11 protein-coding genes are annotated in these 14,456 nt (G+C 40.3%); 1 reads left to right on the top strand and 10 read right to left on the bottom strand.

The window, feature by feature from the left end; genetic code table 11:
- Positions 1–131: 131 nt before the first annotated feature.
- From RMZ95_RS14170 to RMZ95_RS14140, 7 genes are all read right to left on the bottom strand, one after another.
- Complete coding sequence (locus RMZ95_RS14170) at positions 132–890, bottom strand: YebC/PmpR family DNA-binding transcriptional regulator (protein WP_322684768.1); 759 nt, start codon at positions 888–890, stop codon at positions 132–134.
- 156 nt (positions 891–1,046) lie between these two features.
- The gene (locus tag RMZ95_RS14165) at positions 1,047–2,615 is read right to left on the bottom strand and encodes a metallophosphoesterase (protein ID WP_322684769.1); all 1,569 of its coding nucleotides are present in this window, start codon (positions 2,613–2,615) and stop codon (positions 1,047–1,049) included.
- Between the two features lie 239 nt (positions 2,616–2,854).
- Positions 2,855–3,280, bottom strand: a complete 426-nt coding sequence (locus RMZ95_RS14160) for a type II toxin-antitoxin system VapC family toxin (protein WP_322684770.1) — start codon at positions 3,278–3,280, stop codon at positions 2,855–2,857.
- A gap of 7 nt (positions 3,281–3,287) precedes the next feature.
- Positions 3,288–3,503: a hypothetical protein gene (locus RMZ95_RS14155; RefSeq protein WP_322684771.1), complete on the bottom strand. Its 216-nt coding sequence runs from the start codon at positions 3,501–3,503 to the stop codon at positions 3,288–3,290.
- A gap of 127 nt (positions 3,504–3,630) precedes the next feature.
- Positions 3,631–4,845 (bottom strand): damage-control phosphatase ARMT1 family protein, encoded by a 1,215-nt coding sequence (locus RMZ95_RS14150; RefSeq protein ID WP_322684798.1) that lies wholly within the window; start codon positions 4,843–4,845, stop codon positions 3,631–3,633.
- Between the two features lie 203 nt (positions 4,846–5,048).
- Positions 5,049–5,450: a hypothetical protein gene (locus tag RMZ95_RS14145; RefSeq protein ID WP_322672212.1), complete on the bottom strand. Its 402-nt coding sequence runs from the start codon at positions 5,448–5,450 to the stop codon at positions 5,049–5,051.
- A 254-nt stretch (positions 5,451–5,704) separates the two neighbouring features.
- Positions 5,705–5,929, bottom strand: coding sequence for a hypothetical protein (locus RMZ95_RS14140; RefSeq protein ID WP_322672211.1), 225 nt, complete (start codon positions 5,927–5,929; stop codon positions 5,705–5,707).
- A 579-nt stretch (positions 5,930–6,508) separates the two neighbouring features.
- Between RMZ95_RS14140 and RMZ95_RS14135 the strand changes: the two genes are divergently transcribed.
- Positions 6,509–6,793 carry a DUF427 domain-containing protein gene (locus RMZ95_RS14135; RefSeq protein WP_322672210.1) on the top strand — a complete coding sequence of 95 codons (285 nt, stop codon included), beginning with the start codon at positions 6,509–6,511 and terminating at the stop codon, positions 6,791–6,793.
- A gap of 141 nt (positions 6,794–6,934) precedes the next feature.
- Here the strand turns inward: RMZ95_RS14135 and RMZ95_RS14130 are convergent, their stop codons facing one another.
- The 3 genes from RMZ95_RS14130 to RMZ95_RS14120 form a co-directional block, all read right to left on the bottom strand.
- A complete protein-coding gene (locus tag RMZ95_RS14130) occupies positions 6,935–7,864 on the bottom strand; it encodes a hypothetical protein (RefSeq protein ID WP_322684772.1) in 930 nt (309 codons plus the stop codon).
- Positions 7,865–8,419: 555 nt separating this feature from the next.
- Positions 8,420–11,440, bottom strand: coding sequence for a hybrid sensor histidine kinase/response regulator (locus RMZ95_RS14125; RefSeq protein WP_322684773.1), 3,021 nt, complete (start codon positions 11,438–11,440; stop codon positions 8,420–8,422).
- A 199-nt stretch (positions 11,441–11,639) separates the two neighbouring features.
- Positions 11,640–14,447: a methyl-accepting chemotaxis protein gene (locus RMZ95_RS14120; protein WP_322684774.1), complete on the bottom strand. Its 2,808-nt coding sequence runs from the start codon at positions 14,445–14,447 to the stop codon at positions 11,640–11,642.
- Positions 14,448–14,456 lie beyond the last annotated feature (9 nt).

Genomic DNA, 14,456 nt, shown 5'->3' with positions numbered 1-14,456 from the left:
TAATTGAATCCTATGGGCTGACATGGAATACTTAGCTAAAAAATACTTGCTGGTATTTCAATCTTAAATGTAACAATCTGGACATCATCCAAATAGCTGTAATTTAGCTATGATACTTGGATTAATTTTGATTAAGAAATGGTAATAGACATCAATTCTTCTGATATTTCAAAGTTAGCTGTGACATTTTGCACGTCATCCAAGCCTTCTAGAGTATCAATTAACTTGAAAAGCGATCGCGCCCGATCGGGATCGGTAACTTCTACACTATTACTAGGAATCCAGCGCAATTCGGCATCAGTTACTTTAAAGCCTTGATTTTTGAGTGTCTGACTAAGAGTTTCTAAATTTCCAATATCAGTAAACACCTCAGCCATCTCATCTTCAGTCATCTCATAAGACTGGGCACCGCCTTCGAGTGATGCTTCTAAAAGCTGTTCTTCGTCAAGTACACCCTGCACAACACAAACGCCTTTTTGTTCAAACATCCAGCTAACGCAACCTGTTTCACCAAGATTGCCACCATTTTTACTAAAAGCTACACGCAAGTCAGCAGCAGTGCGATTGCGATTATCTGTGAGGGCTTCGATTAAAATCGCTACACCACAAGGCCCATAACCTTCGTAGCGAATCGCTTCAAAAGTAGCACTATCGCCGCCAAAAGTGCCTGCACCTTTAGCGATCGCTCGTTCAATATTATCATTGGGAATACTCGCAGCCTTAGCCTTGTCAACTGCTGTGCGAAGTTGAAAATTTAGCGCCGGATCTGGGACGCCGCTTCTAGCCGCAACGATAATCGCCCTGGATAACTGAGTGAAGGTTTTTCCCTTTTTTGCATCTACTAACGCTTTCTGGCGCTTAATATTTGCCCATTTACTATGTCCTGCCATAATTTGAGACGATCGTAACTCTATTCAAGATTAGGATATACTTAGCTTTTATCTGAATGCAAAGGTGCATTTGGTAAAAGTTCGCTAAGATGCAGCGCTAAGATTTGATTTTCAAGTGAGATGAAAAATGTGTAGTTCAATTACTTCGCATCTCGTTTAGATCGCAAAGGGTTCCAGTTCCCTGTTATGCCACTCTTGTTCAAACCGTTCAGTAATCAACGGTCTGATGATAAACTTGGGCGGGCTACCATCTTGAACATCAATCCGCACACATGAATAAGGCAGTCGGTTCTGGAAATTGTAGTTATGACGGCCCACAAATAACGTTGAATCCGCAACTTTCCGAGTGGGTTTACCTGCAATCTCAGCAAAAGTTTCCATTAATTCAGTCCCTTCTCGCCGTTGATAGCGGGGACGATGACCGCTCCCACCAGAGATAATACAGTTAATATGCGAGTCTGCAAATCCGGTGTCAGTTGTGCAAAGATGCTCTAAACAGTGAGCGTGACCGTTTAAAATCAAATCGACTATGGGACGTTCTTTAATTAGAGTACCAAGAGTTTCTGCTACTTGTTCAAACACCCAGCGCAAACGATGACGAACCGCCAAGGTTTGTGCCTGATTCCACTTGGTAGCTTCTGTGACGTAGGGAGGATGGTGGAAAAAGATTACACGTCCGCGCACTTGGGAGTTATTCCAAGATTCGATTAGTCTGCTTCGCAACCATTCAAGTTGTTCAAAATCGATCGCAGGCATTTGATGAGATGCTAGTTGTTTTTCAATGTCGATTTTGATTTCGTTTATTTGGTCTAATTTGGCACTAAGGTCATCCAGTTGTTCCGCTTCGGTGGGTTTATCTGGGTTGAGGCGATTATATATTCCCAAAATCTCCAATTCTTCTCGATCTATTTCTTGGCGACGCTTTTGTAATTCCCGACGGTAAATTTCCCCCTCTTGAGTTGCAGGTAATGGTGATGGTGTATTAAAGGTATTAGAATCCAGTGCAAAAAAGTCAATCCCGCCGTAACGAAAGGTGTAATAGCGATTGGGTAAACGGGTAAATTGTCCAGGTTCATAACGCAAACAGCGCCCTGTGTCAGTCTTAGCTGTGTAGTGCCGATCTAAATGACGTTCTAACTCTGGTGGAGACATCGCCTGAGTGTAGTCCATAAATGCTCGTGCATAAGCATTACCTTGATACGATCCATGCCAGCCAATCTCGATGTCTTTGTAGCGGAACAGGCGACGCAGTGACGATGTTGTGCCAGTAAATAAACGGTACATCAACGGTACATCATAGTAATCATGATTACCAAGTACTGGCAAGAACGGCAGATTAAACACCATACGGTCATAAGGAATGCTTTTCGGGTTGTCACCACCAACAAGAAATTCCCGGTAAGGCTCAATAAAGTTTGTTGAATAATATTCTTGGGAACCCACCACATAGATGACATCGCCAGTGTGCAACACAAAGCTGCAATCATCGCGGTGAGTCAGCATCAGTTCGGCAACTTTTCGTTGGGGGTGTTGTCGATAATGGGATTGAGTACCGGAATCGCCGATAACCATAAAGGAAAATTCTGGATTATCTTGCCTGCGATCGTCAATAACTAGACTGGTTTGATCAATTCCCCGTTGCACAAAACTTGGATGCATCCACCGCACCCGTTCCTTCATCTTTTGAATTTTTACAGGAATCGGTGGATCGGAAATCAATTTCATGGCTGATAACTCTTGAATGCCTAACGCACACACCGATTGTAACGAAATATTTAATTGTCATTTGTTATTTGTCATTTGTCATTTGTCATTTGTCATTTGTGAATAACCAATGCCCTTAATGAGTGCTGAGTCTTGAGTGCTGTTAGCAGATAGCTATGGTTTAGCCCTTGCTGAGTGGGAATCTCACTTTTTTTACTCGCAACTTGGAACTGTTTTGCCCAATGCCCAATGCCCAATCTTTAAGGTAAATTTTCTCGTAATAATGCTCGAAAGCCTGCTTGTTGAAAATGCTCATCAGCGGTTAGTGCTTCAGTGATGCCGCTATATTGCATAACAATAAAAGATACGCAATCGATAAATCCCCATTCTTTCTCTGTTCGTTCGCGATATAGCTGAAAAGCACGTTCGTAGAGTTCTTGGGAAAGGGGAACAATTTCTACTTTGGAGTCTGCTACTAGAGAATTTAATAATATGATTGCCGCCTGACGATAAGGTTGTTGGGATAAGGCATTGCCAATTTCCAACATCACCGCCTGTGTTGTCACCAAACGAGTTTCTGCTGCTTGTAACATTTTAGCCAGATGTAAGGCTCGGTCATGCAAGCGATCGCTCGGTGCAGATAAGGCAATGGCAAATGATGTATCCAAAAAGACTTCAGAATGCATGAAAAGTTTATTTACTGTATAAATATTTATCTATATTGGCAGACCAGTCAGATGGCCCTTCGAGGTTGAGCGATCGCGCTGTTTGCAGAAATGATACCGTTTCATGTTCGCTTGGCGGTAAAATTTCAATACTGATTCGCACGCGGGTATTAATTGGCAGTGCGATCGGTTCAGCTGGATAAAACACTTTGCCATTAAACACAGCTGTGATTTTTTCTACCATTTTCCTTAGAAAGTTCTTTTAGTCTATCCTAAGCTGGTTGTAGTGATACGGGTAGGGTAGACGACCCCATAAGTAGTGAAGATACGTATACTTCTTTTACAAATTATCTCGATTTTTCAAAAATTGCCTAAACCACCAACTGAATTACACCCCACTGTCCATTTGTCAACCAAGAAGAGTCAGATTTTGCTACTTTCTCAATAACTTCTGGCTTTAAACCAACTGCTACTTCTGATTTTAGGGTGCGTAGAGCTACCATTGGCACGGGTAGGTAGCAGACTATATCTGCAATATCAGTGGTAAATTCCCAATGGCGATCGCCTAATAATCGGCGATAATTGGCATCTCCTTTGACTATAACCAAACTCGCATTGGCTAACTCATTTTTGAGGGAGTTGGGTATTTCCCAAAAGGCTAAAGGCGATGTCCAAAAGTAATCTTCAGATAGTACTAAACGCCCTGATGCAATATTGTCTCGGAGTCTTTGGCTAAAGAATATAAGTTGTTGATTTCCAGTAGCGGCTAAAAAACTTATTGTGTCATGTACATCCTTAATCATGGCATCAGATACAAAAGTCGGATGTGGCTTTAAGTGTAGGTAAATCCGATTAGCCAATCTGCTATTTAATAAAAAATCTACTAAACATAAATCACAAACGAGTTCAAAGCCAGCATTATCTACAACAAAATCAATCCGTCCCCCTTGAGAGTTGATTAATAATTCCGTGACTTGGGAGGCATCATTTACTAAAATGTGAGCTAGTTGGGTTTGAATATCAAAACGACTGCGATCGCTCTCAAATGCTGACCATAAACTCAAGTCAACTCGATTTCCCCACAAAGCAAAATATAACAGCGCTATTAAAGCTGTTTGATTGGATTCTCCCTTCAGTTGAGAATTATTTAACCAATTGTTAGACCGATCGCACAATAGAATAATCGAATCCAAAGATGCTTCTAAACTTTGAGACTTTTGTAACTCAAATGGATCGACACCTTGCCAGACACCAGAGCGAAAATAATTAGTAATTTCTAGAATCAACCGAAAAAAATAAGTTTCAGCAAAAAACCAAGGAACATTTAGCCAACGCTGACCTTTATATAATTCTAAATATGTATTCCAGGCTGAAAAATCTACAGCAGTCTTATCAAAAAGAGGTTGCACATATCCTGCGGGCAATTCTTTTGCCAGATTTTCTAAGCTGGTATTAGTTGCAGACGAGAAATTATTTTCAGCAATAACTTTGCGAGCGATCGCAGGCATTCGTTGAGTAACTGTAAACTCAGTAAAAGAACCAACTTCTGACCCCAAAAGAGACGGTGGTATGGGTAATTTGGGCATGTGGAATATATTCGCCACAAACTTTGATTTTCCTAATCTTTTCAGTTATTCTAACTCCGGATGCGACTTTCTTTCAAATCTAATCAACTCAAAAGCGGCATAAATCGCCGTCAAGACAAAGACTGATTATTGTCTTGACGGCGATTTATCGCGTCTAAAATTATAGTGAGATGCAAAGATTGATTCCAGCACCCCTAAATTGTCTATTGTGAATCATTAGTATCGCCAAATGATTTCATCTGTAACTCGACTGCGTTGACGTAACCTCGATCGTTCAAAACTTCCGCTGGTAACTTATTAGCCCTGATAGCAGCTTGAACCACATCTTTTGCAGTCAAGTATCCGGTTTGGTATCTGAATAACAAAGTGCCCCCACTGGGAATACCCTGCTCTCTTAAATAACCTTGATAAGCGAGAAAGGCAATATTGAAGGGTTGCAGATATTTAGCATCTGTAGGGTTTTTACGTAAAGTATTAGAGTTGACATCTGTATTTATTTGTTCACCGCCATTGTTAGTATTAACTGTTTGAGCGCCAGCAATTCCAGGTATAAAAGCGATAGAAGTAATGATCAGTGCAGAATTGAGCAAAGTTGTGAATTTCATGATTTTATTTTTAGTAGAGATTAATTAGTGTTTTCAATGAAAAAAGTCTTATTTCTTATGATTTTGAAGCTTTTATAATTAACCCATCATACTTGTTGATTTATTACTCACATATTTAAGTAAAATAATTTTCTAAGAATTTTAAAAAATCATTAAGAGAAGTATTACAAGTTAAAAATGGAGTATTTTGGGAACAAAACTGTAATTAATCAAACAATCGAAGCTACATCTCAAAAGCACAGAAGTAACTTAGCTCATTTAAAATTCCCAAAACCCATCATGTAATAGGCAATAGAAGCAGTATCAAAAGGTTTGAGATAATTGACATTTGTGGAATAGCTAAGAGAAATTTCAGAGTTGGCGGCTGTGTTTATTGATGGGCTATTGTGATTCTTGGCTCGATGAAAGCAAGTAATTTTAGGCATAGAATTAATCCAAGCAATAATATGTGCAGATTTTAGCAATTTTGTGAATTTCATAGAGTTATTCTCAATTAGAACCAAGTGTAATTGCAATCAGTATTTTCTAGTAATAGAGTCCACTGTTTTATTAATCTCAATCTTTTAGGTTCAGTTCATCTGATGGGTTAATTTGTTAATTACCCAAACGGATTAGTCAAATTCACCCAACTTGGATAAATTTAACATTCGAGAAAGTTTAGTGAGAACTGAAAAGAACCAAATATATGCTAAATAAAATCCTTAACTGACAAGTATTTATAGAATATGCGTTAGCGTAGTTTGCACTTCGACAAATCGCTTACTCACATATCTATAGATTTTTTAATTGATGCTATCAACCGAAGTCTAATTTTGTTTTGGCTAATAAACTTTCCATACCAATATGCTAGAAAATCTTGATGATGGAAGCAAATGCTTTTAATTCTCAATTTGATAAATAAAAGTGATTGCAATTAATTTCTAGAGGAAAATCCTGTAACTCATTGCCTATTCGTGACTTCTGAACTATTTTGTCAGCGTCACAGGTTCCATAAATTCACTACAAATAAGCTGATAGTGTAAAAATGTTATATGTATCGTTTATTTACAAAGTCATTTATGCCGAAAGCAATTTGGAATGGAGCTACTTTAGCCGAGAGTGATAATACTGTAGTTGTGGAAGGCAACCATTATTTTCCTGTTGACGCCATTAACAAGCAGTACTTTACTGAAAGCAACACCCACACTACTTGTGCTTGGAAAGGTGTTGCCAGTTACTACAGTATCGAAGTTGATGGGCAAGTCAACAAAGATGCTGCTTGGTATTATCCCAGCGCTAAGGAGAAGGCTAAGAATATTGAAGGTCATGTCGCCTTCTGGAAGGGTGTAAAAGTCGAGGCTTAATAAAGGTTCCTGGAAGTATTTTAGTTTCAGGGACATTAATATTACGTCTGGCTAATTGCCCATAAAATACTTAGCCCGCGCAGAGAGAAGTCTAAGCGGGCTTCGTATTTAAACTATTTGCAAATTTATTTTAATACGTAATTATACCTTCGCCTTGCGAAATGCTGCTTGCTTTGTCTTCGCCAGCCAAGCTAGACTACCAGCAAGTATAGTACCAGCGATCGCACTTGGTTCGGATACTGGTTTCGATATAGTAGCACCAGGATTCAATATCAAAGTATCAGAGTTGATAGTTATGTTGCCTGCTGCTCCTGAATTATGGCTACCACTGTTAATTTGCCCAGAATTGCCGTTGACTGTGCTGATAGGAATCGTTACCTGACTACCACTTATTACGACAACGTTATCGGTTGTAACAGTTAAACTACCTGCTGCTTCTGAATTATTGCTACTAGCCTTAATTCGCAGGCTACGAGTAGAGACAGTAAAAGTGCCGCTAGAACTAGTTAAATTGCCGCCGATGGTGATGCTATCAAGAGCTGTTACATTACTATCATCGATTCCCGTTAGTCCACCATCGATCGCCAAATTCTCGCTGTTGATAGTGCTATTGATAAGTGTTAGGTTACTATCTATATTCACATTGTCGCTGCTAATGGTGCTATTGCTAAACGTTAGATTACTAGAATTATAAGCGTTGATATTACCAGCGATCGCAAGCCCAGAAAGTGTAACATTCGCGGCGTTAATCTCAAACACGGGTAAGTGATTATTGCTACTAATGGTAAGTAAGTTAGCACCTGGGCCATTAATAGTGAGATTTTTGGCAATCGCAAGTGCCCCACTTGTCAGGGTAATTGTACTAGGATTACTGCCTAATAAAAACTCTACCACGTCATTGTTACTTGCAATGTCGATCGTATCTCGCAACGAGCCAACGCCACTATCATTGAGATTATTAACCACCAAGGTAGCAGCTTGTGCTGATTCCACTTGCATTATCACCAAACTCAAAGCAACGGCTGTAGAAATAGCTTGAGCAATAGCCTTTTTTTTATTGTTTTTTGTCACCGAAAACTCCTCAGATTAATTTTTCAAAATTAAAAAAAATCTCGGATATTAATCTTGTTTCTGGTAGTTTGAGGAACTCTGCTAAAAAGATTGATTTGTGCAGCGTGGTTGTCATAGCTGTGCAAATGCCATATTTTATTGGAATCTTAGCATTTTCTGTCCTGGGATTTTAGGTAGTGAGTCTAAACTCCACTAATGTTGCTGCTTACCTGAAAATAGCTGTAAGCTTTGCTTAGGACTTGTATTGATAAGTTTTGCTTAAGCTGTGGTAGCGATCGCATAAGTGTTTGCCACAAATAGATCGGCTTTGGTAACGAAACAGATTGTAGTGGTGAGGAACGGACAAGTTGTCTTACCAACGGATAAGCATTCGTAACGAAACAAGTTGTGTTAGTAACGAACGCATAAGTTATCTTATCAACGGATAAGCATTCGTAACACAACAAGTTGTGTTGGTAACGAAGAGACAAGCTTGGAAAAGATAACAAAGTGCATTAGCCTTTGGCATAACGCACCTAAGAAAATATCTAAAACCTAATTATGAATTAACAATTTTTAATTAGAAGCTGCCTGTTCTGCAACCGAATGAATTATTTCCTCCAGCGTTTGCAATAACTCTTGCTCATTATAAGGTTTAGAAAAGTAAGCCCGCGCCCCCAATTGCATAGCTAGTTGCCGATGTTTATTACTGCTACGAGAAGTCAGCATTGCCACTGGAATATTTTTTGTATCCACGTCTGAATTTACCTTACCTAAAAAGCCATAACCATCAAGGCGAGGCATTTCAATATCACAAATTACTGCCTCCACTTTTAATCCACTATGGAGTTTTTCTAAGGCATCTTGACCATCTTTAGCTTGTTCTACTTGATACCCTCCTTTTTCAAGAGTCAGAGCTAAAAAGCGACGTACATTAATCGAATCATCTACGATTAAAATTGTGCCTTTCTGCTTAATAGATGCTGCTGATATTTTCTCTTCATCAAATATCAGGAACGGTGTTTTTAACCTTGCTGATGGTAATTGAGTTCCTCTCGGTGTCTTTTTATTTGTAGCAATCCAATACAGCAACTCATTAACATTAACTAATGGTACTACTCGACCATCACCGAGAATTGTACAATTGCTGAAGCCTTCAGGTAAGGGTATATTTCCTTCAACTTGGCGAATTGCAACTTCTTGTTCGCCCCAGCAACGATCTATTTGGATTGCGACTGGCTGATTATTACCTTTGACTACTAACACACTGTTAGTACTAATGGCTGCCGGAATTTCTAACTCTGCGCTATCGTAGCGTAGGCAATTAAACTCTAAATAACGAGTTAAGCGAATCAGTGGCAGCATGGTTCCTTGCCAATTTAAAACTTCGCTACCAGCCATTTCAAAAACTCGCTCATCTTGGAGTAAAGATATTTCTGAAATCACATCTGTAGGAAATGCTAATAGAATTTTGTTGATTTCTACCAGCAAAACTCGCGCAACGGAAAGTGTAAACGGTACTGATAAAGTGAAGGTAGTACCAACTCCTGGTTCTGTATCAACTTTCACATCTCCTCGAATTAGTTTGAGGTTGTTGCGAACCACATCCATACCGACACCGCGGCCAGATAATGCTGTAACTTGCTCGGAGGTGGTAAAACCTGGTTCAAAAATTAGTGATAATAGTTCTTCATCACTAGCATTAGCGAGTAAAGAAGCATCTAATCCCATAGTTAGGGCGCGGGTGCGAATTTTCTCCAGAGAAATGCCCCAACCATCATCACGGATGGTGATGATGGTGCGATTACTGCGGTGAGTAGCTGTAATTTCAATTAATCCTTGTTCTGGTTTTCCTAAAAGGCGACGCGTGGCAGAGTCTTCGATACCATGATCGAAAGCGTTCCTTAATAGGTGCATTAAAGGTTCGTTTAAAGCTTCTAAAATGCTGCGTTCAATTAAAGTGTTGCCACCTTCGATTTTTAACTGAACATTTTTGCCATACTCGACATTTAAATCGCGTAAAGCTCTGGGAAAACGTTCGATTAAATCAGACAGCGGTCGCATTCGGATGTGATTTAGCTTTGTTTGTAACTGTTTCGATGTTTTGTTTAGTTTACGAGCAATATGGTCTGTATCATCTACACTGAGTTGCACATCTGTTGTGACTTCCTGTACCTGAACAATGGTTTCCATAACTTCCTGCGATCGCAGGTTTAATTCGTTATAGCGATCCATTTCTAAAGCATCAAATTCTGTGTTTGTACCTTCTAATTGGTGGCTATTTTCAGCTTGTATCTGTGCCCCATTAAACATCGTAGCTTGAGTGGAAATCTTATCGGAGACTATGCGTAATTCCTGGTTTTCGCGGTCGAGAACTTGAACTCGCTGGTTGAGGTTCCGAACGAGTTTGCGTAATCTTTCTAGTTGCGAGTTTAAGCCATTTCGCTGAACAATCAGTTCGCCAAATAAATCATTAATTTGCTCTAGCTGTTTGCTAGGAACTCGGACGCTATTTTCATGAGTTTCTCGTTCTTTAGCAACGGCAACTGGCTCTCCTTTACCTTCGCTAAATTTACCATCTGGGGGATTCTCTTCTTTAGCAAATATTGTATTGTGTTCAGGTACATTGACAGCATTTACATCCTCAGCAAATTCTGCATCTACAAATGTAAAATTGGCTGCGATCGCTTCATCTTTCACCCAAGTTTCTGGAGTTATCTCTGCTTGCCAAACAGCTGTTGACGCTACTTCTGTGTCGATGACATCTGTGGGGAGAAGCTGTGGTATCACTTCTGCTGGTAATAGCGGCAGAGATTGCGAACTAACTAAGTCAATGGCTGTAGGTAAATTATCTAGCTGATTTGTCAACACCAAAGCTTGCGATCGCCGCCATGCTTGCAATGCTAACTGGGCAATTTCGGGAATGCGTTCTCTATTAACAGTTTCCAAATGCTGCGTTACCGACTCACAAAGCTTGCTAAAAGCTTGCAACTGGAGCATTTCTCCCAAACCGCCTAATTCAGCTGCCAGGATCGCAATATTTTCATGCAATCCGGCTTGTTCGCTATCTGCCAATATAGATTCTAGACGTTGCAAACACTCTTCTACTTCTGTGGCAAATAGCAAAGGAATAACGTCTTGCCCGTCCTCTGGGGATAGCATAGTTGAGGCATCTTCTGGGGTGGGGTCGCCCAAGCGATCGTGCAACTCATCGAAGATGGGATAACAAAAAGTTGCTAACCACTGATCTTCGACAACATTCCCTTCTGCAAGCAATTCTACAATTTGACGCAGCCAGTCAACTCCAGATAGCAATAAACTTTGCAACTGAGTATCGATTTCTAAAGAATTTTTTTTAGTTTTTAAAACTTTAAAGGAATCTTCCAGACGGTGAGATAAATCACTTAGCGATTTAAATCCCATCATTCCCGCACCACCTTTAATAGAATGAGTGGCCCGGAGTGCAGCATTGATTTTATCCAAATCGATACGGTTACTAGTATCGATTTCCAGCAATACCCCTTCTAAGGTATTTAAGTAATCCGTTGCTTCTTCCAGAAACTGCATCTGGATTTCTAATTCTTTGTCTTGTAGCATGGTTTTTGTCCTTAGTCATTGGTCATTGGTCATTGGTCATTGGTCATTAGTCATTAGTCATTAGTCATTAGTAAAAGGACAAAGGACAAATGACAACAGACAAATAACAAAAGTCATTCATCACTTGTACTGAGCGTAGTCGAAGTATTCATCACTAGCAAATCGCAAAGGACAAAGGACAAATGACAAATGACAAACATTAACTAACTTTGAAAGCCTCGACAGTCTCTTGCAACTGTTGGGAAATATCCACAGTTTGTTGCAGAGATTCAGAAACTTGGCGAGAAGAATCGCTGCTACGTTGTGATATAGCAGCGATATCTTTCATCAATTGGCTAACACTTTGGGATGTTTCAACCTGAGATGCAGTCGCGGTAGAAATCGACTGCACTAAGGAGTCAATTTGAGAAGATACATCCAAAATTTCACTCAAACTTTGTTTAGCCTCCTCCACAATTCGAGTACCTTCTACCACTTGGGTAGTGCCTATTTCCATTGCTTGCACTACTTCACTGGTTTCTCGTTGAATATTTTCAACAATTTGTTCAATTTCTTGGGTTGCGGCGGCACTCCTAACTGCTAGTTCGCCTACTTCTTCAGCCACTACAGCAAAACCTTGACCTTCTTCACCCGCACGTGCTGCTTCAATACCGGCGTTAATGGCAAGCAAGTTGGTTTGAATCGCAATTTGGTTAATCAAGGAAACCACGCGAGAAATTTGTTGCGAAGACTCTCCCAAACGTTTCACTTTCTTAGCAGTTTCACCCACAGTTTCCCGCAAAGAGAGGATATTTTGTACTGTCAAATCCATCGCGTGTCCACTATTGGTGGCGGTGTGAGCAGCATGGTTAGCAATGAAGGCAGCTTTTTCGGCACTTTCAGCTACGGCTTTCATGGATTGGGTCATTTGGTCAACAGCATCAAGGGTGCGGTTGATTTCGGCAGCTTGGGTTAGCGCTTCTTCTGCTAGGTGGCGGATGGCTCCTTCGTTAGAGCCAATGGCACTATTTACATGGATGGCAGCTTGTTTAACTTGGGTAACAATATCTCGGAGGCTTTCCACAATGGAGTTGAAGAAGTCGGCAACAGTACCGATTTCCCCAGCAGTTACGTCTGCACGCACTGTTAAATCGCCTCTGGCTGCACCTTCTACGTCGTTGAGTAGTTGTAAAAGTTGTTGTTGCAGTGTTTCGTCTGACCCACTTATAGTTACATTTCTGACTTTTTCTATCTCTTCTAATAACTTAGCTTGTTCTAAGGCATAGCCGACTTGAGTTGCTATCTGTTGAAACAAATCAATTTCCGGCTGTTGCCAAACACGAGGAGTTTCGCAATGATGAGCAATTAATAATCCTAAAAGTTTTTCTTGGGCAAGAATCGGTACAATTAAATGACTTTTGACAGCAAATTTTTCCAACAGTTGGATGTAACTGTCGGCATTTTTCAGGCTTTGGTCTTGATGAATATCGGCAACTGCTTGCACTTGTTCATCATGATAAGTTTCTAGATAATGTTCCCGAAAATAAGGGTCGTCAATTTGCACTCCCAGCATTTTGGGCCAATTATCAGTTCCCGATTCCGCAACGACAACGCCAGTCGAAGTTCCTGGATTCAGACTATAAATGATTACCCGGTCTGTTTTGAGGATTTGCTGAACTTCTTTGACTGCTGCGTGATAAATATCTTCAGTTTTAAGAACTTTCCGAATCCGTAGGGTAATATCTGCTAGTAATTTTGTCCCTTCAACGTCTAGTTCCTGCTGCTGTTCTTTAACTAAGACCTGTAATTGTTCGGCCATCAGGTTGATATTTGCACTCAATACCCCTAATTCGTCTTCTCTTTCAATTTCCAGACGGGTATTAAATTTACCTTGACCTAACTTTGCTAATGCCGCAGTTGCATTGAGAATTGGTAGTGTAGTCAGTTTGGCTAACCGAGATGCGATCGCACCCACAATCAGTGCTGTCACTGCTGTACCGATGGCTATAGTCCACAACAATTGTCTTTGCGGCTCAAATACAGTTGCAGTATCTGTAGCTAAAAGTACCTGCCAATTTAGATCGGGTAAGCCATCTAAGGTACTAGCTGGTACATAACTGACTAGTTCTTGTTTTTTCTGAGTTTTCGGAACTTCTATAAAACTATTTACCTTTCTAGCTGCTAACAGTTTAGGTAAATTAGAATACTCTGCCTTGGCCTCTTTCCCCAATAATTCCTTTTGGGGACTCAAGAAAACTGTTCCCGCAGCATCAAGCAAATAGTATTGTTGTCCGTTGGCTGCGTAGTTTTTGGTAACTTCCTCTAAAGATTTTACGGGCATACGTGCTTGTACCACGCCAATAGTTTGACCCGTTCTTGTCTCTTTCACAGGTGCGGCTAGATAAATATTCACGACACCAGTATTTGCTGCTTCCGGTTTGCTGATGACAGGAGTATCTTTTTGTAAAGCGTCTTGAAAAAAGGTGCGGTCTTTTTGATTTTCCAGGGGTTCGCCTGTAGACTGGACAATCAAGTTACCTTGGCGATCGAAAACAGCAATACTGTCATAAGCTTTGTAGGCTTCGACAACCCGATCTAAAACTGCTTGCTTTTCTTGAGTACTAATACTAGCTTGAGAATTTGTCAAAAATAGTAAGTTTGATATTACTTGAATATCACCGTAGCGTCCCAGCATAAAGCGGTTAACTTTATCACTCAATCCAGTGGCTTCAGCTTGTTGAGATTGGGTAATTTGCTTAGTAATGGATTTGTTGGCCAAACCAAAAGCGATCGCACCGATGCCCAAAACTGGTATTGTACCAATTGCGATCGCTAAAATAGTCGCTTTCTTAACCAATCCCAGCCTGGTAAAATAGGCAATCCCCTGATTCCAAGAAGAATTATTAGCACTTTCAGTAGTCAGCTTAGTTGGTAGCTTTACTACAGTTCCAATGGCTTTTTGAGATGAAATCAGCGATGCTCGATTTTGAGCGTTATTACCTTGATTCGTGTTAGTTTTATTAAACATAAAAGTAGT

The organism is Nostoc sp. DedQUE07 (assembly GCF_034530975.2).
GTDB lineage: Bacteria > Cyanobacteriota > Cyanobacteriia > Cyanobacteriales > Nostocaceae > Nostoc.
Note: the sequence above shows the minus strand (reverse complement) of the source record. Positions and strands in the feature narration are given on the sequence as shown.